The sequence below is a fragment of the Streptomyces amakusaensis genome, assembly GCF_039532665.1.
GTDB lineage: Bacteria > Actinomycetota > Actinomycetes > Streptomycetales > Streptomycetaceae > Streptomyces > Streptomyces amakusaensis.
On record NZ_BAAASB010000002.1, the window covers coordinates 211,677 to 237,496 of the forward strand.

At 72.2% G+C, this 25,820-nt stretch carries 19 protein-coding genes; 7 read left to right on the forward strand and 12 right to left on the reverse strand.

What is annotated here, in order from left to right; genetic code table 11:
* Nucleotides 1-7 precede the first annotated feature (7 nt).
* From glgB to ABD371_RS03545, 4 genes are all read right to left on the reverse strand, one after another.
* Nucleotides 8-2,329 (reverse strand): 1,4-alpha-glucan branching enzyme, encoded by a 2,322-nt coding sequence (gene glgB, locus ABD371_RS03530; RefSeq protein WP_344472534.1) that lies wholly within the window; start codon nucleotides 2,327-2,329, stop codon nucleotides 8-10.
* Nucleotides 2,330-2,388: 59 nt separating this feature from the next.
* Entirely contained in the window at nucleotides 2,389-3,792 is a 1,404-nt protein-coding gene (locus ABD371_RS03535; protein WP_344472536.1) for a maltokinase N-terminal cap-like domain-containing protein, read from the reverse strand.
* A 217-nt stretch (nucleotides 3,793-4,009) separates the two neighbouring features.
* On the reverse strand, nucleotides 4,010-5,716 hold the full coding sequence (treS, locus tag ABD371_RS03540) for a maltose alpha-D-glucosyltransferase (RefSeq protein ID WP_344472539.1): 1,707 nt from the start codon (nucleotides 5,714-5,716) through the stop codon (nucleotides 4,010-4,012).
* Entirely contained in the window at nucleotides 5,713-7,701 is a 1,989-nt protein-coding gene (locus ABD371_RS03545; RefSeq protein ID WP_344472542.1) for an alpha-1,4-glucan--maltose-1-phosphate maltosyltransferase, read from the reverse strand. The genes treS and ABD371_RS03545 overlap by 4 nt, the downstream gene beginning before the upstream one ends.
* A gap of 520 nt (nucleotides 7,702-8,221) precedes the next feature.
* On the opposite strand from ABD371_RS03545, the gene glgP reads away from it, so the two are divergent.
* Complete coding sequence (glgP, locus tag ABD371_RS03550) at nucleotides 8,222-10,885, forward strand: alpha-glucan family phosphorylase (RefSeq protein ID WP_344472545.1); 2,664 nt, start codon at nucleotides 8,222-8,224, stop codon at nucleotides 10,883-10,885.
* A gap of 109 nt (nucleotides 10,886-10,994) precedes the next feature.
* On the opposite strand, the gene cynS is transcribed toward glgP, so the two are convergent.
* Nucleotides 10,995-11,468, reverse strand: coding sequence for a cyanase (cynS, locus tag ABD371_RS03555; RefSeq protein ID WP_344472548.1), 474 nt, complete (start codon nucleotides 11,466-11,468; stop codon nucleotides 10,995-10,997).
* Complete coding sequence (locus ABD371_RS03560) at nucleotides 11,465-12,100, reverse strand: carbonic anhydrase (RefSeq protein ID WP_344472551.1); 636 nt, start codon at nucleotides 12,098-12,100, stop codon at nucleotides 11,465-11,467. The genes cynS and ABD371_RS03560 overlap by 4 nt, the downstream gene beginning before the upstream one ends.
* A gap of 124 nt (nucleotides 12,101-12,224) precedes the next feature.
* Between ABD371_RS03560 and cynR the strand changes: the two genes are divergently transcribed.
* Entirely contained in the window at nucleotides 12,225-13,130 is a 906-nt protein-coding gene (gene cynR, locus ABD371_RS03565) for a transcriptional regulator CynR (RefSeq protein ID WP_344472554.1), read from the forward strand.
* A gap of 18 nt (nucleotides 13,131-13,148) precedes the next feature.
* Here the strand turns inward: cynR and ABD371_RS03570 are convergent, their stop codons facing one another.
* The 3 genes from ABD371_RS03570 to ABD371_RS03580 form a co-directional block, all read right to left on the reverse strand.
* Nucleotides 13,149-13,691: a hypothetical protein gene (locus ABD371_RS03570; protein ID WP_344472557.1), complete on the reverse strand. Its 543-nt coding sequence runs from the start codon at nucleotides 13,689-13,691 to the stop codon at nucleotides 13,149-13,151.
* A gap of 113 nt (nucleotides 13,692-13,804) precedes the next feature.
* Nucleotides 13,805-15,841, reverse strand: coding sequence for a M4 family metallopeptidase (locus ABD371_RS03575; RefSeq protein WP_344472560.1), 2,037 nt, complete (start codon nucleotides 15,839-15,841; stop codon nucleotides 13,805-13,807).
* 332 nt (nucleotides 15,842-16,173) lie between these two features.
* Complete coding sequence (locus ABD371_RS03580) at nucleotides 16,174-16,467, reverse strand: hypothetical protein (protein ID WP_344472564.1); 294 nt, start codon at nucleotides 16,465-16,467, stop codon at nucleotides 16,174-16,176.
* Between the two features lie 219 nt (nucleotides 16,468-16,686).
* Here ABD371_RS03580 and ABD371_RS03585 point away from each other — a divergent pair, with 219 nt between their 5' ends.
* Nucleotides 16,687-16,926: a hypothetical protein gene (locus ABD371_RS03585; protein ID WP_344472566.1), complete on the forward strand. Its 240-nt coding sequence runs from the start codon at nucleotides 16,687-16,689 to the stop codon at nucleotides 16,924-16,926.
* A gap of 40 nt (nucleotides 16,927-16,966) precedes the next feature.
* On the opposite strand, the gene ABD371_RS03590 is transcribed toward ABD371_RS03585, so the two are convergent.
* The 3 genes from ABD371_RS03590 to ABD371_RS03600 form a co-directional block, all read right to left on the reverse strand.
* On the reverse strand, nucleotides 16,967-17,341 hold the full coding sequence (locus tag ABD371_RS03590; RefSeq protein ID WP_344472569.1) for a CU044_2847 family protein: 375 nt from the start codon (nucleotides 17,339-17,341) through the stop codon (nucleotides 16,967-16,969).
* 72 nt (nucleotides 17,342-17,413) lie between these two features.
* Nucleotides 17,414-19,318 (reverse strand): ABC transporter ATP-binding protein, encoded by a 1,905-nt coding sequence (locus tag ABD371_RS03595; protein ID WP_344472572.1) that lies wholly within the window; start codon nucleotides 19,316-19,318, stop codon nucleotides 17,414-17,416.
* The gene (locus ABD371_RS03600) at nucleotides 19,315-21,183 is read right to left on the reverse strand and encodes an ABC transporter ATP-binding protein (RefSeq protein WP_344472575.1); all 1,869 of its coding nucleotides are present in this window, start codon (nucleotides 21,181-21,183) and stop codon (nucleotides 19,315-19,317) included. Before ABD371_RS03600 ends, ABD371_RS03595 begins: the two co-directional genes overlap by 4 nt.
* A 143-nt stretch (nucleotides 21,184-21,326) precedes the next feature.
* Here ABD371_RS03600 and ABD371_RS03605 point away from each other — a divergent pair, with 143 nt between their 5' ends.
* The 4 genes from ABD371_RS03605 (at nucleotide 21,327) to ABD371_RS03620 (ending at nucleotide 25,675) form a co-directional block, all read left to right on the forward strand.
* On the forward strand, nucleotides 21,327-22,553 hold the full coding sequence (locus ABD371_RS03605; protein ID WP_344472578.1) for a L,D-transpeptidase: 1,227 nt from the start codon (nucleotides 21,327-21,329) through the stop codon (nucleotides 22,551-22,553).
* 245 nt (nucleotides 22,554-22,798) lie between these two features.
* Nucleotides 22,799-24,064, forward strand: a complete 1,266-nt coding sequence (locus ABD371_RS03610) for a L,D-transpeptidase (RefSeq protein ID WP_344472580.1) — start codon at nucleotides 22,799-22,801, stop codon at nucleotides 24,062-24,064.
* Nucleotides 24,065-24,105: 41 nt separating this feature from the next.
* Nucleotides 24,106-24,882 (forward strand): enoyl-CoA hydratase/isomerase family protein, encoded by a 777-nt coding sequence (locus ABD371_RS03615; RefSeq protein ID WP_344472583.1) that lies wholly within the window; start codon nucleotides 24,106-24,108, stop codon nucleotides 24,880-24,882.
* 259 nt (nucleotides 24,883-25,141) lie between these two features.
* A complete protein-coding gene (locus tag ABD371_RS03620) occupies nucleotides 25,142-25,675 on the forward strand; it encodes an ATP-binding protein (RefSeq protein ID WP_344472586.1) in 534 nt (177 codons plus the stop codon).
* The last annotated feature ends 145 nt before the right edge of the window (nucleotides 25,676-25,820 follow it).

A 25,820-nucleotide genomic window follows, 5' to 3' on the forward strand; every position in this document is an offset into this window, starting at 1 on the left:
CGCAGCCTCACACCGGCCGCAGCCACACCGTCGCCAGCGGCGGCAGCGTCAGCCGTACCGAGGTGCCCTGGCCGTGGCTCGCCACCGGCTCCGACTTCAGCGGATCCGCGCCGCCGCCCACACCCCCGCCGCCGTACCGCTCCGCGTCGGTGTTCAGGATCTCCTCCCAGCAGGCGGGGGAGCCCGGCACACCGAGCCGGTACTCCTCGCGGACCACCGGCGAGAAATTGCTCACCGACAGCACCGGCGCCCCCGAGGCGTCGAAGCGCAGAAAGGCGAAGACATTGTCGTCGGCGGCGTCGCCCGCCACCCAGGAGAAACCCTCGGGGACGCAGTCGCGCTGCCAGAGCGCCGGAGTCGCCCCGTACACCGCGTTGAGATCGCGGACCAGCAGCCGGACGCCCCGGTGGTCCGGCTCCGCCGCGTAGGACGGATCCAGCAGCCACCAGTCCGGACCGTGCCCCTCCGACCACTCCGCACCCTGGGCGAACTCCTGCCCCATGAAGAGCAGTTGCTTGCCCGGATGAGCCCACATGAAGCCCAGATACGCCCGGTGATTGGCGCGCCGCTGCCACCAGTCGCCGGGCATCTTGCTCACCAGCGACCGCTTTCCGTGCACCACCTCGTCGTGCGAGATCGGCAGCAGATAGTTCTCGCTGTACGCGTAGACCATCGAGAAGGTCATCTCGTGGTGGTGGAATCTGCGGTGCACCGGCTCGTGCGCCGCGTACCCCAGCGAGTCGTGCATCCACCCCATGTTCCACTTCAGCCCGAACCCCAGACCGCCGAAGCCGCCGGGCCCCACATGGTGGGTGGCCCGGGTGACCCCGTCCCAGGCGGTGGACTCCTCGGCGATCGTCACCACGCCCGGACAGCGCCGGTAGACCGTGGCGTTCATCTCCTGGAGGAAGGCCACCGCGTCCAGATTCTCCCGGCCGCCGTGCTCATTGGGCGTCCAGCCGCCCTCCTCGCGCGAGTAGTCCAGATAGAGCATCGAGGCGACGGCGTCCACCCGCAGCCCGTCGATGTGGAACTGCTCGCACCAGTAGACGGCGTTGGCCACCAGGAAGTTGCGCACCTCCGCGCGGCCGTAGTCGAACTCCAGCGTCCCCCAGTCGGGATGGTCGGCCCGGGAGGGGTCCTCCGGCTCGTACAGCGGACGGCCGTCGAAGCGGGCGAGCGCCCAGTCGTCGCGCGGGAAGTGGGCCGGCACCCAGTCCATGATCACGCCGATGCCCGCCCGGTGCAGCGCGTCGACCAGGTGGCGGAAGTCGTCCGGGGTGCCCATCCGCGAGGTGGGCGCGTAGAAGCCGGTCACCTGGTACCCCCAGGAGCCGCCGAAGGGGTGCTCGGTGACCGGCATCAGCTCCACATGGGTGAAACCCAGATCCTTCACGTACGAGGGCAGCTGCCGGGCCAGCTCCCGATAGCCCAGCCCCGGCCGCCAGGAGGCCAGATGCACCTCGTAGACCGAGAAGGGCGACTCGTGGACGGGGAGATCGCCCCGGTGCGCCATCCACTCCTGGTCCCGCCACACATGGTGCGACTCGGTCACCACGGAGGCGGTCGCGGGCGGCACCTCCGTGCGGCGCGCCATCGGGTCCGCGCGCACGGTGTGCGAGCCGTCCGGGCGCATGATCTGGAACTTGTAGAGGGTGCCCTCCCCGATCCCCGGCACGAACAGCTCCCACACCCCCGAGGAGCCCAGCGACCGCATGGGGAAGCCGGTGCCGTCCCAGTAGGTGAAGTCGCCGGTGACCCGCACCCCCAGCGCGTTGGGGGCCCATACGGTGAACCGGGTGCCCGCCACGCCCTGATGGGTCATCGGGTGCGCGCCCAGCGCGCGCCACAGCTCCTCGTGGCGGCCCTCGCCGATCAGATGCAGATCGAGTTCGCCGAGCGCGGGCAGGAAGCGGTACGGGTCGTGCGCCTCGGCCGCCGGTGCGTCCTCGCCCTCCTCGCCGTAGGCCACGAGCAGCCGGTAGCCGGGGCCGGCCCCCGGCGGCAGCACCCCGGAGAAGAGCCCGTCGCCCTCGTCGCACAGCCGCGCCCGCACCCCGTCCCCTTCTCCGTCCGCGACCACGGTCACGGCCCGGGCGCTGGGGCGCAGCACCCGTACCGCCAGGCCGCCGGGCTCGGGGTGCGCCCCGAGGAGGGAGTGCGGGTCGTGGTGGCCCCCGCTCAGCAGCCGGTGCCGCTCGCCCGGTTCGAGCGGCCGGGCCGGGCGCGGCTCCGGGCGCGGCTCCCGGCCGCCGCCGGAGCGGGGCCGGGGCCGGGGCCGCCGGGTGGCGGCGGTGGAGGGGGCGGGGGACGGGGGGCGGGCGGTCACGGGTCTCCTCGGCGGTGCGGTGGTACGGCGGTGTCCGGCGCGCTTGTCGTGCTTCGGCTTCAGCGCGCGGTCGGTCGGAGCGGCGCGGCGGCGAGCCGGTCGATGGCCGCCATCGGCACCGGCAGCCAGTCGGGGCGGTGCCGGGCCTCGTAGACGGCCTCGTACACGGCCTTGTCCGTCTCGTACGCGCGCAGCAGCTCGGGTTCCTCGCGCGGGTCGGAGCCCGCTGCCTCGGCGTACCCCTCGCAGTAGGCGGCCCGGCAGTGCTCGGCCCAGGCCGGGTTCCACGGCCGGTGGGTGCGGGCCGCGTAGTCGAAGGAGCGGAGTATCCCGGCGATGTCCCGGACCGGGGGCTGCGGCCGGCGGCGCTCGTTCAGCGGGCGGGCGGGCTCGCCCTCGAAGTCGATCAGCGACCACCGGCCCGCGCCGCCCGGCGGCGGGGCCTGGTGGAGCGCCTGGCCCAGATGGAGATCGCCGTGCACCCGCTGGGCCCGCCAGCCGCGCCCCGCGTGCCCGAGGCCGGCGATCGCGTCGAAGGCGGCCCGCAGCCGGGGCGCGTACGGCCCCAGCGCGGGCACCGCCCGCGCGGCCTCGTCCAGCCTGCGGTTCATCGCCCGCGCCAGCCGCTCGGTGTGCGGGCGGCGCAGCTCCACGGTGGGCAGCCCGTCCGCGAGCGCGGTGTGCACCTCGGCGGTGACCCGGCCCAGCGCCCGGGCCTCCTCGGTGAAGGGCGAGCCCGCCGCCAGCGCGTCCAGCGCGAGGACCCAGCCGTCCCGGGTGCCGCGCAGAAACGGCTGGAGCACACCCAGGGTGTACGGCAGCGGGTCGGCCGACTCGTACCAGGCGACGGGGGTCGGCACCAGGCCGCAGCCGGCCCGGGCCAGCGCCAGCGGCAGTTCCAGATCGGGGTTGGGGCCGGGCTGGACGCGCCGGAAGAACTTGAGGATGTACGCGTCCCCGTAGACCAGGGAGGAGTTGGACTGCTCGGCCTCCAGCGGTCTGGCCCGCAGCCCGCCGGGGACGGCCGGGACGCCGTCGAAGCGGTCGAAGCGCAGCGCCCCGCAGCTGCCGGGGGTCCGCAGCCGCTCCAGGATCAGCTCCGCCAGCCGGGGGTCGCGCAGCCCCTCGTACACGGTCCGTCCGGCGAGCGGTCCGTCCGCCGGACGGCCGATGAGCGCGGGGGCCAGCGGCGGCGGCAGGGTGTGGCGTACGCCCAGCAGGAGCTGGTAGCAGTCCCGTGCGGAGGTCCCGGCGGCGGGGCGGCGGACGCCGAGCAGCAGATGGAGGAGTCCGGGCCCCGGGCCGGTGAGCGGCAGCAGCTCGGTGGCCGAGACCAGGGAGAAGCCGGTGACGAGCTGTCCCTTGCCGGCGAACCAGCGCTGGCGCGGCAGCCAGCTGTGCAGCAGCGGGGCGAGGGACGGGAGAAGACCGGCGGACGTCCGGATGGATGCAGCCTCCGGCATGGGATCGCGTCCTTTCCCCGGGTGTGCGCCTCTTGCGATTAATGCGCAGAGTGTCCCGGATTGTGACGTTTCCTGTCCGGCGGCGCGCGGGGATGGCGGGCGAGTCCCCCCGGTGCGGGACGGTGGGAGCCGTCCCGTGCGGGGGTGCGGCCCGGGTCCGCCGTGGTGCCGGGCCCGGGGCGTGCCGGCAGGGGGACGGAAGCCCCCCGCCCGGTCCTCAGGCCGTCGTGGCGCTCTTCCTGAGGCGGAACCAGTAGAAGCCGTGACCGGCCAGGGTGAGCAGATAGGGCCACTGGCCGACGGGCGGGAAGCGCACCTGGCCGATCAGCTCGACGGGGTGACGGCCGGTGAACTGCCGCAGATCCAGCTCGGTGGGCTGGGCGAACCGCGAGAAGTTGTGGACGCACATCACCAGGTCGTCCTTGTGCTCCCGGGTGAAGGCCAGCACGGCGGGGTTGGAGGAGGGCAGTTCGCTGTACGAGCCGAGTCCGAAGGCGGGGTTCTGCTTACGGATCTCGATCATCCGCCGGGTCCAGTGCAGCAGTGACGAGGGGCTGGTCATCGACGCCTCGACATTGGTGACCTGATAGCCGTAGACGGGGTCCATGATGGTCGGCAGATACAGCCGTCCGGGGTCGCAGGAGGAGAATCCCGCGTTCCGGTCGGGTGTCCACTGCATCGGGGTGCGGACCGCGTCCCGGTCGCCCAGCCAGATGTTGTCGCCCATCCCGATCTCGTCGCCGTAGTAGAGGATCGGCGAGCCGGGCAGGGAGAGCAGCAGCGCGGTGAACAGCTCGATCTGATTGCGGTCGTTGTCCAGCAGCGGGGCGAGCCGGCGGCGGATGCCGATATTGGCCCGCATGCGCGGATCCTTGGCGTACTCCGCGTACATGTAGTCGCGCTCCTCGTCGGTGACCATCTCCAGGGTCAGCTCGTCGTGGTTGCGCAGGAAGACCCCCCACTGACAGCCGGCGGGGATCGTCGGGGTCTTGGCGAGGATCTCCGAGACCGGGTGGCGCGACTCCCGCCGCACCGCCATGAAGATGCGGGGCATCACCGGGAAGTGGAACGCCATGTGGCACTCGTCGCCGTCGGCGCGGAAGTCGCCGAAGTAGTCGACCACGTCCTCCGGCCACTGATTGGCCTCGGCGAGGAGCACGGTGTCGGGGTAGTGGGCGTCGATCTCCTTGCGGACCCGGCGGAGGAAGGAGTGGGTGGCCGGGAGGTTCTCGCAGTTGGTGCCGTCCTCCTGGTAGAGATAGGGCACGGCGTCCAGCCGGAAGCCGTCGATGCCCAGATCCAGCCAGAAGCGCAGCGCCGAGACGATCTCCTCCTGGACCGCCGGGTTCTCGTAGTTGAGATCCGGCTGGTGCGAGAAGAAGCGGTGCCAGTAGTACTGCTTGCGCACCGGGTCGAAGGTCCAGTTGGAGCTCTCCGTGTCGACGAAGATGATCCGGGCCTCCGGATACCGCTTGTCGTCGTCGGCCCAGACGTAGTAGTCGCCGTAGGGCCCGTCGGGGTTGCTGCGGGACTGGAGGAACCACTCGTGCTGATCGCTGGTGTGGTTCATGACGAAGTCGATGATCACGCGCATGCCGCGCTGGTGGGCGGCGTCGACGAAATCCACGAAGTCGGCGAGGTCGCCGAACTCGGGCAGCACCGAGGTGTAGTCCGAGACGTCGTAACCGCCGTCCCGGAGCGGCGACTTGAAGAACGGCGGCAGCCAGAGACAGTCGACGCCCAGCCATTGGAGGTAGTCGAGCCTGGCGGTGATGCCCTTGAGATCTCCGACGCCGTCGCCGTTGCTGTCCTGGAAGGACCGCACGAGGACTTCGTAGAAGACCGCCCGCTTGAACCAGTCGGGATCGCGGTCCTTGGCGGGGGTGTCCTCGAACAGGTCGTGGACGGGTTCATTGACGATCATGATGTGGGTGACCCTCCGATCGGCGGGGACGGTCGCAGAACCACGATGTGCGCGGGCGAGCGCCCCGGCTTCAGACGCACATACGCGGATCTGCCCCAGTGATAGGTCTCGCCGGTGAGCTCGTCGCGCACCGGTGCGGTCTCGTGCCAGGCGAGACCGAGTCTCGGCATGTCCAACGAGACCGTGGCCTCGTGGGTGTGGTGGGGGTCGAGGTTCACGACCACGACGACGGTGTTCGAGCCGCAGCGCTTTGAATACGCGATGACGGACTCGTCGTCGGTCCGGTGGAAGCAGAGGTCGCGCAGTTGCTGGAGCGCCGGATTGCGCCGTCTGATCCGGTTGAGAGCGGTGATCAGGGGGGTGATGGTGCGCCCCGCGCGCTCGGCGGCCTCCCAGTCGCGCGGGCGCAGCTCGTACTTCTCCGAGTGCAGATAGTCCTCGCCGCCCGCCCCGGCCGGCGCGTTCTCGCACAGCTCGTACCCGGCGTACATCCCCCAGCTGGGCGAGAGGGTGGCGGCCAGCACCGCGCGCGCCTCGAAGGCGGGACGGCCGCCGTGCTGAAGATGGGCGGGCAGGATGTCCGGGGTGTTCACGAAGAAGTTGGGACGCATGGACGAGGCCGACTCGCCCGCCAGCTCGGTGAGGTAGTCCGTCAGCTCCTGCTTGCCGGTGCGCCAGGTGAAGTAGGTGTACGACTGCTGGAAGCCGACGGCGGCCAGCGCCCGCATCATCGCCGGCCGGGTGAAGGCCTCCGCCAGGAAGATCACGTCCGGGTCGGCGCGGTTGATCTCGGCGATCACCCGCTCCCAGAAGACGACCGGTTTGGTGTGCGGATTGTCGACCCGGAAGATCCGGACGTCCCGCGCCATCCAGAAACGCAGCAGCCGCACCGCCTCGCCGACCAGTCCGCGCATGTCCTCGTCGAAGGCGATCGGATAGATGTCCTGGTACTTCTTGGGCGGGTTCTCGGCGTGGGCGATGCTGCCGTCGGCGCGCCGGCGGAACCACTCGGGGTGCTCGCGCACCCAGGGGTGGTCGGGGGAGCACTGGAGCGCGAAATCGAGGGCGACCTCCATCCGCAGGGCGCGGGCGGTCGCCACGAAGTGGTCGAAGTCCGCGAAGGAGCCCAGTTCGGGGTGGAGCGCGTCGTGGCCGCCCGCCGGGGAGCCGATCGCCCAGGGCACGCCGACGTCGTGGGGGCCGGCCGAGAGGGAGTTGTCGGGGCCCTTGCGGAAGGTGGTGCCGATGGGGTGGACGGGCGGCAGATAGACCACGTCGAAGCCCATGGCGGCGACGGCGGGCAGCCGCTCGGCGGCGGTGCGGAAGGTGCCGGACACCGGCGGTCCGCCCGGGGTGAGGACGGCCCCCTCGGAGCGCGGGAAGAGTTCGTACCAGGATCCGTACAGCGCGCGGCGGCGCTCGACCCGCAGCGGCAACGGGCGCGAGACGGTGACCAGTTCGCGCAGCGGATGGCGGGCGAGCGCGGCCGTCGCGTCGGGGGCGAGGGCGGCGGCGAGCCGGGCGGCGGGCGGGCGGGCCGGGTCCCGCAGGGCGTCGGCGGCGGCGAGCACCGCCTCGCGGCCGTCGCGCTTGGGCACCCCCTCGGCCGCCCGCTCGTACAGCCGCGCCCCCTCGGTGAGCGTCAGCGCGGTGTCGACGCCCGCCGGGATCTTGATTCGGGCGGTCCGGAGCCAGCTCGTCACCGGATCGCTCCAGGCCTCGACGGCGAAGCTCCAGCGGCCCTCGGCGTCCGGTGTGATCTCCGCGCTCCAGCGGTCGGTGCCGGGGGCCTCCTCCCGCATCGGGGTCCAGGGGCCCGGGCGGCCCCCCGGGTCGCGCAGCACCACATTGGCGGCGACGGCCTCGTGCCCCTCCCGGAAGACGGTGGCGGCGACCCGGAAGGTCTCGCCGACGACCGCTTTGGCGGGTCTCCTCCCGCAGTCGATTTGAGGGCTGACGTCCAGGACGGGAATGCGACCGATCATGGGCTCACCTGAGGGCTGTACGGGTGGGGCAGGGTGAGGAGAATGTCGTTGTTTGAACGGTTTACCCGATATTTGTAACCGCTTGAACGGCGGTTGACGGCCCGCCAGGCACGACCGCTCCCGTACGCGTCACCCGGGTGGGCGGAAACGGCGGGCGGACTGGGCCGAATGACACCGGGCGCGGGCGGTCGTTCCCGCGCCCGGTGTACGCGCTACGCGCCCCAGCTGGGCTCGTCGTCGCGGCGGCGCATCCCTGTCCCTCCGTTCGCAGCCGTCCCTCGCCCCGCCCGCCCGCCCGTCCGGCGGCGGCTCGCGGGCCGGCGGCTTCGGCGGATCGGTCGGCGAACCGGGCGGGAGATTGAAGGATTGTCCAACGGATCCCGCGAGGCCCCTTCGACTTCCGGCCACCCGCCGTCCCCTCCCCGCCCCTCCCCGTCCTTCTCCTCACCGGGTGACGCGGAGACGCGCACACCGCCGTGCGTCCCCTGGGATGCGCGCCTCCCCTGCGAAGGTGGGACCCGTGAAGGCCATTCGTCGATTCACCGTCCGTCCCGTCCTCCCCGAGCCACTCCGCCCACTCAGCGATCTCGCCCGCAATCTCCGCTGGTCCTGGCATCCCGAGACCCGTGAACTCTTCCAGGCCGTCGACCCCGACGGATGGCGGGCGGCCGGAGCCGACCCGGTACGGCTGCTCGGCTCCGTCTCCGCCGCCCGGCTGGCCGAACTCGCCGAGGACCGGCGCTTTCTGCGCCGGCTGACCGCCGCCGCCGCCGACCTGGACGACTATCTGCACGGCCGCAGGTGGTACCAGACCCACGACCCGGCGGCCACCGCCGCCGACGCCCCGCCCTTCCCCTCCGCCGTCGCCTACTTCTCCCCCGAGTTCGGCGTCACCGCCGCCCTCCCGCAGTACTCCGGCGGCCTCGGCATCCTCGCCGGGGACCACCTCAAGGCCGCCAGCGACCTCGGTGTGCCGCTGATCGGCGTCGGTCTGCTCTACCGCCACGGCTACTTCCGCCAGTCGCTCTCCCCCGAGGGCTGGCAGCTGGAGCACTATCCGGTGCTCGACCCCAACGAACTCCCCGTCACCCTCATGCGGGAGGCGGACGGCACCCCCGCCCGGATCTCACTGGCCCTGCCCGCCGGGCGCGCGCTCCGCGCCCACATCTGGATCGCCCGGGTCGGCCGGGTGCCCCTGCTGATGCTCGACTCCGACGTCGAGGAGAACGAGAGCGGCGAACGCGAGGTCACCGACCGGCTCTACGGCGGCGGCAGCGAACACCGGCTGCTCCAGGAGATGCTGCTGGGCATCGGCGGCGTACGGGCCGTCCGGGCGTACTGCCGGCTCACCGGCCACCGCGCCCCCGAGGTCTTCCACACCAACGAGGGCCACGCGGGCTTCCTCGGCCTGGAGCGCATCCGCGAACTCGGCCAGGGCGCTGACGCACTGGAGTTCGACGCCGCCCTCGAAGCGGTCCGCGCCGGGACCGTCTTCACCACCCACACCCCCGTGCCCGCCGGAATCGACCGCTTCGACCGCGAACTGGTCGCCCGCCACTTCGGCGAACGCGCCGAACTCCCCACCGTCCCCGTCGAGAAGATCCTCCGCCTCGGCAGGGAGGACTACCCCGGCGGCGAACCCCACCTCTTCAACATGGCCGCCATGGGACTGCGCCTCGCCCAGCGCGCCAACGGCGTCTCCACCCTCCACGGAGCCGTCAGCCGGGGCATGTTCGCCGGCCTCTGGCCCGGCTTCGACCCCGAAGAAGTGCCCATCACCTCCATCACCAACGGCGTCCACGCCCCCACCTGGATCGCCCCCGAGGTCTTCCGCCTCGGCGCGCGCCAGATCGGCGCGGGGCGCGCCGAGGACGCCCTCACCGTCGGCGGCTCCGACCTCTGGAACGCCGTGGGGAAGATCCCCGACACCGAGATCTGGGAACTCCGCCGCGAACTGCGCGAACAGCTCGTCGGCGAGGTGCGCTCCCGGCTCCGCGCCTCCTGGCGGCAGCGCGGCGCGGGCGCGGCCGAACTGGGCTGGGTGGACGGCGTCCTCGACCCCGACATCCTCACCATCGGCTTCGCCCGCCGCGTCCCCTCGTACAAACGGCTCACCCTCATGCTCCGCGACCCCGACCGGCTGCGGGAACTGCTGCTCCACCCCACCCGCCCGGTGCAGATCGTCGTGGCGGGCAAGGCGCACCCCGCCGACGACGGCGGCAAACGCCTCGTGCAGGAGCTGGTCCGCTTCGCCGACGACCCCCGGGTGCGGCACCGGATCGTCTTCCTGCCCGACTACGGCATGGGCATGGCGCAGAAGCTCTACCCCGGCTGCGACGTCTGGCTCAACAACCCCCTCCGCCCGCTGGAGGCCTGCGGCACCAGCGGAATGAAGTCCGCCCTCAACGGCGGCCTCAATCTCTCCGTGCTCGACGGCTGGTGGGACGAGTGGTACGAACCCGACTACGGCTGGGCGATCCCCACCGCCGACGGCTCCGCCACCGCCGAGACCCGCCGCGACGAACTGGAGGCGGCCGCCCTCTACGAGCTGATCGAGAACCGCGTCGCACCGCGCTTCTACGAGCGGGGCCCCCACGGGCTGCCCCACCGCTGGATCGAGATGGTCCGCCGGACCCTGGCCACCCTCGCCCCCAAAGTGCTGGCCGGCCGGATGGTCCGGGAGTACGTCGAGCACCTCTACGCCCCCGCCGCCCGCGCCCACCGCTCACTCGACCCGGAGACCGCCCGCGAGGTCGCCTCCTGGAAGTCCCGCGTCCGCGCGGCCTGGCCCGAGGTCGCCGTCGACCATGTCGAGACCCTGGAACAGCCGGCCCTGGAACAGCCCCCCGCCGATGTCACCGCCGAACTCGGCGCGACACTCGCCCTGCGGGCCCGGGTCGCCCTCGGCGACCTCCACCCCGAGGACGTCGAGGTCCAGGCCGTGGCCGGCCGTGTCGACGGCCACGACGTCATCGCCGAGGCCCGCACCTCCCCCCTCAAGGAGTCCGGCGGCCCCGACCTCGACGGCCGCCGCCTCTTCGAGGGCACCCTCTCCCTCGACCGCACCGGCCCCTTCGGCTACACCGTCCGCGTCCTCCCCACCCATCCCCTCCTCGCCACCAGCGCGGACCTCGGCCTGGTCGCCCTCCCCGGAGAGGGGGCGGGCCCGCCACCGGCCCGGTGAGCCGGTACGGCCCCGGTCACCGGCGGCGCGGGCGCAGGCGTCCGCTGTCGCGAACGACCGGCTGGGCCGGGGGCGTGCGGCCCCCGGCCCTCGGCGTGGGCGGGTCGGGTCAGAAGGGCCTGGTCGGGAGGTACTTGCCGTCGAGGGTGATGACGGCGCGCTCGCCGCCCTCGGGGTCGGCGGTCTTCTGGACGTCGAGCTTGAAGTTGATCGCGCTGATGATGCCGTCGCCGAACTGCTCGTGGATGAGGGCCTTGAGGGTGGTGCCGTAGACGAGCAGCATCTCGTGGAAGCGGTAGATGGTGGGGTCGGTGGGGAGGGCGTTGCCGGTGGCGGGGCCGCGGGTGGGGATGGTCTGGAGGAGGAGGGCGGCGTCGGGGCCGAGGCCGAGGAGGTCGGTGACGGCGAGGGCGGCGGGCTTGGGGAGGGGGTGCTGGCCGAGGAGGGCGGCGGTGACGAAGGCGACGGAGAGGCCGGTGACGTCGGCGATCTGCTGCCAGGTCAGGTCTTTGCGGGTCTTGGCGTCGACGGCGGCGACGGCGAGGGCCTGGCGGGCGGTGGGGTCGGACTGCGAGTGGATCATGAGGGGATTCCTTCGTTCTGGGAGAGGTGGGGGCGGCCGGCGCGGTCGAGGGGCTCGACGGTGCCGGAGGGGATGTCGAAGACCCAGCCGTGGAGGGTGACCGAGGCGTTGGCCAGGGCCCGGGCCACGGAGGGGTGGGTGGTGAGGTTGGTCAGCTGTGCGAGCACGTTCTGCCGCACCAGGACGCCCACCGGGTCTTCGGCGGCGGCGGTGCCGGTGCCGGTGCCGGTGGCGGCGAGGGCGCGGGAGGTGTCCGCGTGGCGCAGCCAGTCGGCGGTCGCGGGCGCGCCGCTCAGATCGTGCTTCTCGGCCAGGGCGGTCATCGCGCCGCAGGCGGAGTGCCCGCAGACGACGATGTCGGAGACGCCGAGCACGGCGACCGCGTACTCCACCCCGGCGGCGATGCCGTCCACGCCGGGGGAGTGGGCGGGGACCAGATTGCCGGGCGTACGGATGACGAACAGCTCGCCCGGCTCGCTCTGGGTGATCAGCTCCGGCACCACCCGGGCGTCGGAGCAGCCGATGAAAAGGGTGGTCGGCCGGTGGACGGCGGCCAGCCGGGCGAAGAGTTCCGCCTTGGCCGGGAAGACCTCCCGCCGGAAACGCGCGAGACCGTGGGCGAGGTCATGCATGGGTCACTCCTCTCGGTGGGGCCGGCCCCGTTGGGCTGACGAAATCCACCATGCATGAGCTGCGTCCATAGCGTCCAAGACGCAATAGCCATGACTTCTATTGATCTGATCTATGGTTGGTTCCATGGCCCTGGAACTGCGTCATCTGCGCTATCTGCTCGCCGTCGCCGAACACGGCAACTTCACCCGCGCCGCCGAGGATCTGCGGATCTCCCAGCCCACCCTGTCCCAGCAGATCAAACAGCTGGAGCGGGCGGTGGGCGTACAGCTGCTGGACCGCACGGGCCGCAGCGTACGGCTGACCGACGCCGGTGAGACATATGTGCGGTACGCCCGGCGCGCCCTGCGGGACCTGGCGGCAGCCGAGCGGGCGGTGCTCGACGTCGCCGATCTCTCCCGGGGCAGTCTGCGGCTCGCGGTGACCCCGACCTTCACCGCCTATCTCATCGGGCCGCTCATCGCCGAGCTGCGCACCCGCCACCCCGGCATCACCCTGGACGTGGAGGAGATGACCCAGGACCGTGTCGAGGCGGGGCTGCTCGCCGACGAGCTGGACATCGGGATCGCCTTCGCGGGCTCCCATCTGCCCGGCATCACCGCCGCCGCCCTGTTCACCGAGACCCTCAGCCTGGTCGTCGGAGCGCACCGCCCCGAAGCGGCGGCGGCGCGGGCGCTGCCCGTGGCGGAGGTGGCCGACCGGGAACTGGCGCTGCTCAGCGGCGACTTCGCCACCCGGGGGCACACGGACGCCTACTTCGCGCGGCACCGGGTCACCCCGCGCATCATGGTGGAGGCGAACTCGATCCAGGCGCTCATCGAGATCGTGCGCCGCACCCCGCTCGCCACGGTGCTGCCGGACGCCGTCACCCATGACCACCCCCGGCTGAGCCCGATCCCCCTGGAACCGGCGCTGCCGGCCCGCACGGTCGTGCTGCTGCGCCGGGAGAGCGGCTACCGCAGCGCCGCCGCGCGCGCCTTCACCCGGCTCGTCGAGGACGTGGTCCGGGACCGGGGCTATCTGCCCGCCTGACGCCGGGCCGGGCCGGTGCTACAGGATCACCGCGTCGGCGAGGGCCGTCTCCCAGAGGCGCAGCCCCGCGTTCAGAACCTCGCGCACGGACTCCGTCTCCCGCGGGTTCCAGGCGTCGTCCCCGCCGTCCGGGTCGAGCGCCGCGAGACCGAAGAACTTGTCGTAGGCGCTGTCCTGGACCGGGTCCCGAGGGGGGAGCCGGGGGCCGTCCGGCAGGGTCTGGGCGAGATCGGTGAAGAGGTTCCAGGCGTCCAGCAGCAGGACTTCCGCCACGGGGCCGCCACGGGCGGCCCACTCGGCGGCCGGGTCCAGATCGAGGAAGGCCTCGTCCTCGGCCTCGTCCTCGTGGCCCAGGACGAGGCCGGCGCGCTCGCAGTACTTCCGCGCGGCGGCCGTCTCACGGAAGGCGAGCAGCCGTCCCGAGCCGTCGACGGCGAGCTCGTCGGGGTCCTCGCCCTTCCCGCCGCGCCAGATCAGGGTCAGCTCCGCGGGGGTCTTCCTGACGCGGTACGTGTAGTGCTCGGCGGCCGGGTTCGCCGGGGACACGGGATCGTTGCTCACCCCCGGGAGTCTGCCCGACAAGGACCGCCGCCCGCACGGTGATTACGCACAAGCGGCGGCTCCGCCCGGGAGGGGCCGAAGCCCCTCCCGGGCGGAGCCGGAGAACCGGAGGATCAGAAGGTGAGCTTGAAGTTGTTCACATAGCCGGTGTCCTGCGAGGCCCGGTCCTGGACCCGCAGCCTCCAGACGCCGTTCGCGACCTCCGAGGAGGCGTCGACCACATAGGTCTCCTGGACGTTGTCGGCCGAGTCCGAGGAGTTGAACGGCTTCAGCGAGTAGACGCTCCCGTCCGGTGCGACCAGATCCACCACCAGGTCACCGCGCCAGGTGTGGACGATGTCCACGGCCGCGCGCAGGTTCGAGGGGGCGTTGCCCGCGACGCCGGTGACGGTCACCGAGGAGGTGACGGCCGCGCCGTTGTCCGGGATGGAGACGTCCGTGGTGTTCTCGAAGCTGGTACCCGGGTCGGGGTTGCCGCCGCCGGGACGGGCGCCGACATTGACGCCGGCCCAGGCGTTGGTGACGCCCGCGACCTCGGCGCTGTTCGCCCCGTACAGCTCCGTCGCCACCGCGATGGTGCCGGTGCGCGCGGCGGCGTAGTTGGTGGTCGAGGTGAACTTCGTGGTCAGCGCCTTGTACCAGATCAGCGCGGCCTTCTCGCGGCCGATGGCGGTGACCGGGAGCCCGTCGGAGGTCGGCGAGTCGTAGCTCACGCCGTTGAGGGTCTTCGCGCCGCTGCCCTCGGAGGCGAGATAGAACCAGTGGTTCGCCGGGCCCGAGGAGTAGTGCACGTCGATGCCGCCGATGCCCGAGTACCAGGCGTCCTTGGAGGAGCCGTCGCGGCTGGGCTTGTCCATGTACCGCAGCGGGGTGCCGTTGCCCCGGATGTCGATCTTCTCGCCGACGAGGTAGTCGCCCAGGTCCTGCGCGTTGTTGGCGTGGAACTCCACGGCCGCCGCGAAGATGTCGGACGTCGCCTCGTTGAGACCGCCGGACTCACCGCTGTAGACCAGGCCCGCCGTCACCGAGGTGATGCCGTGCGTCATCTCGTGCGCGGCCACGTCGATCGAGGTGAGCGGCTTGGCGTTGCCCGCGCCGTCGCCGTAGGTCATGCAGAAGCAGCTGTCGGTCCAGAAGGCGTTGGAGTAGTTGTTGCCGTAGTGGACCCGGGAGTACGCGCCGACCCCGTCGTTCCGGATGCCGTTGCGCCCCAGGACGTTCTTGAAGTAGTCCCAGGTGGCCCCGGCGCCGTAGGCGGCGTCCGCGCCCGCGGTCTCGGTGTTGGCCGGCTGGCCGTTGCCCCAGACGTCGTCCGTGCCGGAGAAGAGGGTGCCGGTGCCGGAGGTGCCGCGGTTCAGATTGTTGGTGCGGTGGTTGCCGCGCCCGGCGTCGGTGAGGTTGTACGAGGAGCCCGACTGGGTGCTGCCGAGGGTGACCTGGCCGCTGTACTGGGTGTTGCCGGTGCCGTTGTGGACGGCCTGCCACTCGTAGAGCTTCTCGCCCGTCTTCGCGTCGGTGACGACGTGCAGCTCGTTGGGGGTGCCGTCGTGCTGGAGGCCGCCGACGACGGTCTCGTACGCGAGGACCGGCTTGCCGCCCTGGGCCAGCCAGACGACCTTGCGCGGCGCGCGCTCGGCGTCGGTCTTGGTGGAGCCCTCGGCCTTCGCGCGGGCGAGCGCCTGCTTCTCGGCCGCCGCCGGGGCGATCCCGGCGGAGGTGGCGACGCCCTTGAGGGCGGTACGGGAGGCCTTGACGACCGATTCGGTCGCGCCCGTCCTCGACTCGGAGACCACCAGGTCGCCGCCGAGCACCGGGAGCCCGGCGAAGGTGCGCTCGTAGCGGGTGTGGGTGGTGCCGTCGCGGTCCTTGGTGACGTCCCGGACGAGGAGCTTCTCCTGCGCGCCGAGGCCCAGTTCCTTCGCGGTGGCCGCCGTGGTGGCGCTCTGGGCCCGTATCAGCCCGGCGCGCTGGGTGGGGGTGAGACTCGCCGGCAGCGCGCCGGGGTCGGCCTTGCCCGCCTGTGCGGCGGCGGGCGCGGCCGCCGGGGACGCCGCGGCCGGCACGCCGGTCTGAACGGCTACGGCCAGGAGTGCGGCCGTGGCGATGAAGGCACCGGTCGCGGTGGTGCGACGTCGTGGCGTGGATCTCACACGAACTCCTTCTGCGAGGCGGTACCGGACGGCGTGGTGGGCCGTCCGGGCGAGCGTGCGGAGCAAGTGGTGCGGGGAACGGGGGAAGAGTGGCAGGAGTAACCAGTTTCTGTCAGGGCCCCGTCAAGGATTGGCCGGAACTCGTCCGTTGACCGAAGGGTCGTGTTCGTTGAGCGGACGTTTCGGCCGTGTTGCGTTCCCGTACGCCCCTGGCCGCCACCCCGGCCCCAGGAGTCGCGCACCCCGGCGTCCATTACCGCCGTATGTCGCGCGGGCCCGCGCCGGCCCGCACGCCGGGGCCCCCGATCCGGCCGGTAAGCGCCTCCGCCCGGTCAGGCCGGGCAGATCTCGCGCGGCAGCCACCGGGGCAGACCCCGGCGTTCGTCCTCGGCCGGCTCGTGGCCGAGGACCTCGCACAGCCGGTCCTTCCAGACCTCGGGGTCGAGGCGGAGCAGATCCACCCGGCTGCCGTCGGTGAGCCGCAGCAGGGTTCCGCCGTCCCCGGTGGCCAGGAGGAACCTCCCCGAGCCGTCCCGCAGGAATCCGGCCTGATACCGGTCGAACGCGTACAGCGGACCGAAGGGGCCGAGCACCCTCTCCACGCGCCCCCGGGCCCTGCCGACCACACCTCCACCATGTCGCCCGTGGTCCGCACGGCCGCGTACCGCCCGCCGCCGTCGAGTACGGCGTTGTCCACCTGCGGAGGGAAGGTGAGCCGAAGCGCCTTGTCCTCCTCGCCCGTTCGCAGACTCACCGCGTGGACGACCGGACTTCCCTCGATCATGATCTGGGTGTGTCCGGGCTCGGGGTGGGCGTCCACCAGGAACCTCGGCGGATCCTCCTTCGTGAGTCCCAGATCGCGTACGTCGATCGTGCTCGACAGACGCCGGCCGGTCCGGGCGTCCCAGTGCTCGATCCGGCTGCCGGAGACCGTCAGCAGCTCGTCCTCGTCGAGGAAGTACAGCTCCACCTCCTCCCCGACCGGCTCCTCCCGGGGCCGGCCCAGCGCGTCCGACACCACATGGGCGCAGGTCAGCACCAGATCCGGGGCGATGAGGAAGCCCGCGCCGGAATCGCGCCTGTGAAGATCCGTCACAGCGACCTCCCCGTCCCGGCCCGGCCGGGTCAGCTCCGCCGCGCATCGTCCCCGGCGGGCTCCGCCGCGGGGCTTCTGTGCCACGTCAGACTCACGGAGAAATTGGCTGCCGTCGCCGTGCTGGCGATCACCACGTCCGCCTCGGCCGACAGCGACACCCCGAACTCCAGCGTCATCTCGTCCGGCGGGTTCGCGAGCCCCCGGAACCGCCCCACGAAGCTCTCCGCCACCGGGCGCACGGTGTCCAGCATCTGCCCGAGCGACCGCTCGGCCCGCGCGACGGAACGGTTTCCCCGGCCCACACGGACGAGCGCCTCGTCCACCTCCCTGATCTGGACGCGCACGGACTCCTCGCTCCCGTCGCCCAGGGGGACTTCCACCGTACGGACGGGCCGCTCGCTCATAACACTCCTACGGGGCTGGGGAGTCGGAGAGTCCAGCGGCCCGTCCCGAGCCCGTCCCGGGCCCCGGCGGGGTCAGACCAGACTGTCCCGCCACGCCCGGTGCAGATCCGCGAACCGGCCCGTCCCGCCGATCAGCTCGGCCGGGGAGCCGTCCTCCACGACCCGGCCGTGCTCCATCACCAGCACCCGGTCGGCGACCTCGACCGTGGAGAGCCGGTGGGCGATCACCACCGCCGTACGCCCGTGCAGCACGGTGTCCATGGCCCGCTGCACCGACCGCTCGCCGGGGATGTCGAGCGAGCTGGTCGCCTCGTCGAGGATCAGCACCGCCGGGTCCGCCAGCAGCGCGCGGGCGAAGGCGACCAGCTGCCGCTGGCCCGCCGAGATCCGGCCGCCGCGCTTGCGGACGTCGGTGTCGTAGCCGTCCGGGAGGCCGCTGATGAAGTCGTGCGCGCCGATCGCCTTGGCCGCGCCCTCGATCTCCTCGCGGGTGGCGTCGGGCCGGCCGATGGCGATGTTCTCCGCGATCGTGCCGGAGAACAGGAACGCCTCCTGGGTCACCATCACCACCCCGCGCCGCAGCTCGGGAGTGTCCAGCTCGCGGAGGTCGACCCCGTCGATCAGGACCCGGCCCTCGGTCGGGTCGTAGAACCGGGCCAGCAGCTTGGCCAGCGTGGACTTGCCCGCGCCGGTCGAGCCGACGACCGCGACCGTCTGCCCGGCCGGGATCGCCAGATCGAAGCGGGGCAGCACCTCGCCGCCGGTCCGGTAGGCGAACCGCACGCTCTCGAAGTCCACCGCGCGGCCCGGCATGCCGCCCTGGCGCTGCGGCAGCTCCCGGGGGTGCTCGGTCTCCGGCACGGTCGGCGTCTGGGCCAGCAGGCCCGCGATCTTCGTCAGCGAGGCGGCGGCGCTCTCGTAGGAGTTGAGGAACATCCCGAGCCGGTCGATCGGGTCGTACAGCCGCCGCAGATAGAGCACCGAGGCCGCCAGCACACCGAGCGCCAGCGTCCCGTCCGCGACCCGGTAGGCGCCCCACAGCACGATCCCCGCGACCGCCGCGTTGGCGACCAGCCGGGAGCCGACGACATAGCGCGCCATCTCGATCAGCGTGTCGCCGTTGCTGCGGCCGTGGTGCTCGTTGAGCAGCCGGAACGCCTCGTCATTGGCCCGCTCGCGGCGGAAGGCCCGCACCGGGCGGATGCCGTTCAGGGTCTCGGTGAACTTGACGATGACCCCGGCGATCGCGGTCGACCGCTCGCTGTAGATGACTCCCGCACGCCGCCGGTAGAGCTGGATGAGCAGATACAGCGGGATGAAGGAGGCCACCGCGATCCCGCCGAGGCCCAGATCCAGCCAGAGCAGCATCGCGGAGATGTAGACGAAGCCCAGGATGACGTTGATGAGTTCCTGGAGGCCCTCCTCGAGCAGCTCCCGCAGGGACTCGACGTCGGTGGTGGAGCGGGAGATCAGCCGGCCCGAGGTGTAGCGCTCGTGGAAGTCGACGCTCAGCGCCTGGGAGTGGCGGAAGATCCGTCCGCGCAGATCCAGCAGCACATCCTGGTTGAGCCGGCCGGAGACCATGATGAACAGGTACTGGAAGAGCCCCGCGCCGAGCGAGCAGACCGCGTAGCCGGTGGCCACGGCGATCAGCGGCCCGTAGTCCCGGTCGCGGAAGGCGGGCACCCCCCGGTCGATGGCGTACGCGACCAGCAGCGGTCCGGCCTGGATGGTGGCCTGCTGGATCAGCAGGATCAGGGCGAGCCGGATCACCCTCGGGCGGTGCGGGGAGAGCAGCGAGCGCAGCAGGGCGCCGGTGGCCCCCTTCACCGTGGGCAGATCGTCCCGGTCGAAGGGGTCGGCGCTCCGGGGGGCCGGGGCGTCGTCCGGCGCTCCCGGGGCGTGGCCCGCCGCCTCGCCGGGACCGCCGGGGCGGTCCGTGTGCTCGGTGGGGCCGGAGGTCGTGGGGGCGGTCATCGCGCGTCCCTTTCCGTTTCCGTCGCCGTACGGTCGGCCCCGGCGGCGGGGCTCTCCGTGCCGGTTCCCGACATCAGCCAGGCGTACTCGGCGTTGGTGCGCAGCAGTTCCTGATGTGTGCCCACGGCGGCTATCCGCCCGCCGGACAGCAGCGCCACCCGGTCCGCGAGCAGCACGGTGGAGGGGCGGTGGGCCACCACCAGGGCGGTGGTCTCCCGCAGCACCTCCCGCAGGGCGGCCTCGACCAGCGCCTCGGTGTGGACGTCGAGCGCCGACAGCGGGTCGTCGAGGACCAGGAAGCGGGGCCTGCCGACCACCGCCCGCGCCAGGGCGAGCCGCTGGCGCTGGCCGCCCGACAGGCTCAGGCCCTGCTCGCCGACCTCGGTGTCCACCCCGTCGGGGAGCGAGTGGACGAATCCGGCCTGGGCCACCCGCAGGGCCCGCTCCAGGTCCTCCGTACGGGACCCGCCGGCCGGGTCCGCGCCCATCAGGACGTTCTCGCCGACGGTCGTGGAGAACAGCGTCGGCTCCTCGAACGCGACCGACACCAGGGAGCGCAGCCGCTCCCTGGGCATCGCGGTGATGTCCTCGCCGTCCAGGGTGATCCGGCCGGAGGTCATCTCGTGCAGCCGGGGCACCAGGGAGGTGAGCGTGGTCTTGCCGCTGCCGGTGCCGCCGACCAGGGCCATCGTCTCGCCGGGCCGGATGTGCAGATCGATCGGTCCGAGTACGGCGGGGAGGTCCTCGGCGGTGTCGGAATGGCGGAAACCGACCGCCTCGAACCGCATCCCGCCGCCGTCCGGGTCGCCCGTCTCCGGGTCGCCGGTCTCCGGGTCGTCGGCCTTCCGGCTCCCCGCCGCCGGAGTATCCGCCTCCGGCTCCTCGTCCATCACCTCGAAGAAGCGGTCGGTGGCGCTCGCCGCCTCCTGGCACATCGCCAGCAGGAAGCCCATCGACTCCACCGGCCACCGCAGCGCCAGCGCGATGGAGAGGAACGCCACCAGCGTGCCCGCCGACAGATCCCCCTCCGCCACCTGCACCGAGCCCAGCACCAGCGCGGTGCCGATCGCCAGTTCGGGGATGACGGTGACCCCCGCCCAGATGCCCGCCAGCAGCCGCGCCTTGGACAGCTCGGTGCCGCGCAGCTCCTTCGCCATGTCACGGAAGGCGCGCGCCTGGCTCCGGTGGCGGCCGAAGCCCTTGACCACCCGGATGCCCAGGACGCTCTCCTCGACCAGCGTGGTCAGATCGCCGACCTGGTCCTGGGCCAGCCGGGCGGCGATCGCGTACCGCCCCTCGAAGTACGTCATCAGGACCGTCAGCGGGACCACCGGCACCAGCAGCACCAGCGCCAGCAGCCAGTCCTGGGCGAACAGGATCACGAACCCGACGAGGATCGTGGCCCCGTTGACCAGCAGGAAGGTCAGCGGGAAGGCCAGGAACAGCCGTACCAGCATCAGATCCGTCGTACCGCGCGAGAGCAGCTGTCCCGACGGCCAGCGGTCGTGGAAGGAGACCGGCAGCCGCTGGAGACGGCCGTAGAGGGCGGCCCGCATGGCCGCCTCCACCCCCGCCAGCGGGCGGGCCACCAGCCAGCGCCGGAAGCCGAAGAGAAGCGCCTCCGCCGCGCCGAGCAGCAGCAGGGCGAGCGCCCCCAGCCAGACCCCGCCCGGGTCGTGGTCGGCGACCGGCCCGTCCACCATCCACTTCAGCACGAGGGGGATGACCAGGCTCAGACAGGAGGCCACGATCGCGATGAAGGCCGCGAGGAACAGGCGCGCGCGGACCGGCCGGACATACGGCCACAGCCGGGTCAGCGAGCGGACCGCGGACCGGTCCTCGGAGGGGGTGTGTGTAGTGGACATCAGGAGCGAGCCTACGGTTTATTCCTGACAGCTCTCATCCTATTTACCGGCCGCTCCGGTGCGGGGCGTGGCCGCCCCGCCCGTCCGGCCCCATCCGTGCGCGGACCACGTTTCCCCCGGCGGACCCGGTCGTTGGGGGAAGCGTGAGACACGCACTGAGACGGGCAGGCCGGGGCGCCGGGTTCGCGCTGGCATGGGCAGGACTGATGGCCGGGCTGACCGGCTGCGGCGGTGGCGTCCTGGACGTCGGCGGCAAGCCGGGCTCCCCGGAGGAGGTCATCCGGGTCGTTCCGGGCGATGGCGCGAGGGATGTGGATCCGGGCGTTCCGCTGGGGGTGCGGCTGCCCAGCGGGCGGCTGGAGCGGGTCGCCGTCCGCCGGATCGAGAACGAGACGCCCGCGCGGGTGCCGGGCTCGATCTCCGAGGACGGGCTGCGCTGGAGTCCGAGGGCCGGTGTCCGGCTGGATCTCGCGGCCAAGTACAGCGTCGACGTCGTCGCCCTCGACGGCCACGGCCGGCGCTCGGCCCGCCACACCACCTTCACCACCGAGGTCCCCGACCACCGCTTCATCGGCTATTTCAAGCCGGAGAACCGCGCCACCGTGGGCACCGGGATGATCGTCTCCTTCGACTTCAACCAGAGGATCGCCGACCGGGCGGCCGTGCAGCGCGCCGTCAGGGTCACCGCCGAGCCGCCCGTCGAGATCGTGGGGCGCTGGTTCGGCGACACCCGGCTCGACTTCCGGCCGAAGGAGTACTGGGCCCCGGGCACCGAGGTCACCGTCGACGTCCGGCTGCGCGATGTGCAGGCCGCGCCGGGCGCGTACGGCATCCAGCACCGGAAGACCTCCTTCACCGTCGGCCGCTCGCAGACCTCGCTGGTGGACGCCGAGGCGAAGACGATGACGGTACGGCGGGAGGGGAGCGCGCCGGTCACCATCCCCATCACCGCCGGTGCGGCCAAGTTCCCCACGTACAACGGGAAGATGGTCGTCAGTGAGATGCACGACGTCACCAGGATGAACGGGGCGACCGTCGGTTTCACCGACTCCGGCGGCAAGGGCGAGTACGACATCAAGGACGTGCCGCACGCGATGCGGCTGAGCAAGTCCGGCACGTTCCTGCACGGCAACTACTGGGAGGACGCGGACATCTTCGGCGAGGTCAACCTCAGCCACGGCTGCGTCGGACTGCGCGATGTGAAGGGCGGCAGCGGGGAGACCCCGGCGGGCTGGTTCTTCGACCGCACCCTGGTCGGCGATGTGGTCGAGGTGGTCCGCTCGGCCGAGCGGACGATCGCCCCGGACAACGGGCTGAGCGGCTGGAACATGGAGTGGAACCGCTGGAAGGAGGGGGCCGCGCTGCGCTGAGGCCCCTCGCTCTCCCCGCTCCGCCCCGGCCGTCCCCGGCCCTTCCCCGCCCAGGGCTCCCCCTCCGCCCCCGGCCTCCCGGAGGGCTGCTTTCCGGACGGCTGTTTCCGGACAACTTGGGACCGAACAGTGACATCCGCGAGAAGGGTTCAAAGGATGCCGTGTGATTCTCTGTTCGAGTGCGCAAAGGATGGCGTACGGGGGCGCGGGCCGTGGCGGGGCCAGGCCGTGCGAGGGGAGAGACCATGGGGAAGAAGCACCCGATATCGGGAGCGCCGGCCGTCGTCGCACGCGGACGCGGGGGCGCTGCCGCGCGGGCCGCTACCGCCGCGGCGCTGCTGGTACTGGTGACCGCCTGCGCCGGCGGCGGCGGGGGCGACGACCGGGACGCCGCCGGTTCCGGCGGGGAGAAGAACGGCGACGGCGCGAGCCGGGTCGCCGACGGGCCCTCGCGGGCGGTCGTCACCGTCGCGCCCCGGGACGGCGCGGGGACCGTGGCCACCAGCGGCGCGCTCAAGGTCACCGCCGACCGGGGCCGGCTGACCACGGTGACCGTCAAGGACGGCAAGGGCGCCGAGGTCAAGGGCCGGATCGCCGCCGACGGCGGCTCCTGGGAGCCGCTGCACCATCTGGCGGGGGCCACCCGCTACAAGGTGCACGCGGTCGCCCGGGACGAGGAGGGCCGGGAGTCCGCCAAGGACACCTCCTTCACCACCCTGTCCCCGAAGAACACCTTCATCGGCCACTACACCCCCGAGGACCGCTCCACGGTCGGCGTCGGGATGCCGGTCTCGCTCAACTTCACCCGGGGCATCACCGACCCGGACGCGGTCGAGAGGGCGATCACGGTCACCTCGGTGCCGTCCGTGCCGATAGAGGGCCACTGGTTCGGCAACGACCGGCTCGACTTCCGCCCGGAGAAGTACTGGGCCCCGGGGACGAAGGTCACCGTCAAGCTCAATCTGGACGGCGTCCAGGGCCGCCCCGGCGTCTACGGCAAGCAGGCCAAGACGATCTCGTTCACGATAGGCCGCAGCCAGGTGTCCACCGTCGACGCCAAGACCAAGCGGATGAAGGTCGTCCGGGACGGCAAGCAGATCAAGGACATCCCGATAACGGCCGGGGCCCCCGCGACCACCACCTACAACGGGCAGATGGTGATCAGCGAGAAGTACAAGGTCACCCGGATGAACGGGGCCACCGTCGGCTTCGGCGGCGAGTACGACATCAAGGACGTGCCGCACGCGATGCGCCTCTCCACCTCCGGCACCTTCCTGCACGGCAACTACTGGGCCTCCTCCGGCACCTTCGGATCGGCGAATGTCAGCCACGGCTGTGTCGGGCTGAGCGATGTGCGTGGCGGATGGAACAAGAAGTCCCCGGCCGCCTGGTTCTACGACCGCTCGATCCTCGGCGACGTGGTCGTGGTGAAGAACTCCAAGGACAAGCAGATCGCCCCGTCCAACGGCCTCAACGGCTGGAACATGTCCTGGGCGGAGTGGAAGAAGTAGGGGCATCGCCCGCTCTCGTTAGCGCCGGTTAACCTCCTGTCATGACGACTGCGAGTGTGCACTTCGAGGTCCTGGACGGCGTCGCCACGGTCCGGCTGGACCGGCCGCCGATGAACGCGCTGAACATCGCCGTGCAGGACCGGCTGCTGGAGCTGGCGGCGGAGGCGACCCGCCGCGAGGACGTGCGGGCGGTGATCCTCTACGGCGGGGAGAAGGTGTTCGCCGCCGGCGCGGACATCAAGGAGATGCGGGAGATGGACCACGCGGCGATGGTGGTCCGCTCCCGCGCCCTCCAGGAGTCGTTCACCGCGATCGCCAGGATCCCCAAGCCCGTGGTCGCCGCCGTCACCGGCTACGCCCTGGGCGGCGGCTGCGAACTGGCGCTCTGCGCCGACTTCCGGATCGCCGCCGAGGACGCCAAGCTCGGTCAGCCCGAGATCCTCCTCGGTCTGATCCCGGGCGCGGGCGGCACCCAGCGGCTCTCCCGGCTGATCGGCCCGTCCAGGGCCAAGGACCTCATCTTCACCGGCCGTCAGGTACGGGCGGACGAGGCGCTCGCGCTCGGTCTGGTGGACCGGGTGGTGCCCGCCGCCGAGGTGTACGAGCAGGCCCGCGCCTGGGCCGGGAAGCTCGCGCAGGGGCCCGCGCTGGCCCTGCGGGCCGCCAAGGAGTGCGTCGACGCGGGTCTGGAGACGGACATCGAGACCGGTCTCGCGATCGAGCGGAACTGGTTCGCGGGCCTCTTCGCCACCGAGGACCGTGAGACGGGGATGCGGAGCTTCGTGGAGGACGGTCCCGGTAAGGCGAAATTCCGCTGAGCGGCGGGCTGTCGCGGGACTGCCCGCCGTCCGCCCCTGGCGTCAACGCGGTACGAGCCCGAAATCCGGACGGAGAAAACCCCGGCGAGATCCCCGGGCGGACGCTCCGCCGCCTGTTGTTGACAGGGTGTCAACGCAGCTCAGCGGGGGAGCGGCAACCCGTATGACGCCATGGTCATATGTCCGGGGCACCTCCGGGCAGGGGTGCCCCGGCCGCCCTGTTCCGCTGGAACGGCCACGGAACTCCCTCATTGCGGCCATGATGGGGGGCATGGCGGGCCTCGAAGGTGTGGAGCAACCGCGGCAGTCCGACGGCGCTGTCGCCACCCGGTGGATGGCCGCCATCGAGGACGAGCAGTCCCTCAGGGCGCTGGAGCTGTACGGCAACCCCACCGAGGGAGAGGTCCGGCTCCCCTCCCGCCCGGAATCCGCAGCCACCGCCCGCCGGCTGACCCACTCCGTCGTGCTCTGGCAGTGGTCGCTCTCCCCGCAGACCGCCGAGCACGCGGTGCTCCTCGTCTCGGAGCTGGTGGGGAACGCCGTGCGGCACACCGGGGCCCGGGTCTTCGGGCTGCGGATGCTGCGCCGCCGGGGCTGGATCCGGATCGAGGTGCGCGACCCCTCGCGCGGGCTGCCCTGTCTGCTGCCGGTCCAGCCGATGGACGTCAGCGGGCGGGGGCTCTTCCTGGTCGACAAGCTCTCCGACCGGTGGGGCGTGGATCTGCTGCCGCGCGGCAAGACGACCTGGTTCGAGATGCGGACCGGCGAGCGGTACGCGCCCCCGCCACCCTGAGCCGCGAGCCGCGAGCCCCGAGTCCTGAGCCCCGGCGCTCCTTCCGGCCCGGAACGCACAGAAGCCCCCGTGCGGTCCGAGGGTGTCGGCGCCGGGGGGCTTCTGTGAAGCGCCGTGGATCGGGGGGGTGTACCACGGCGACAGA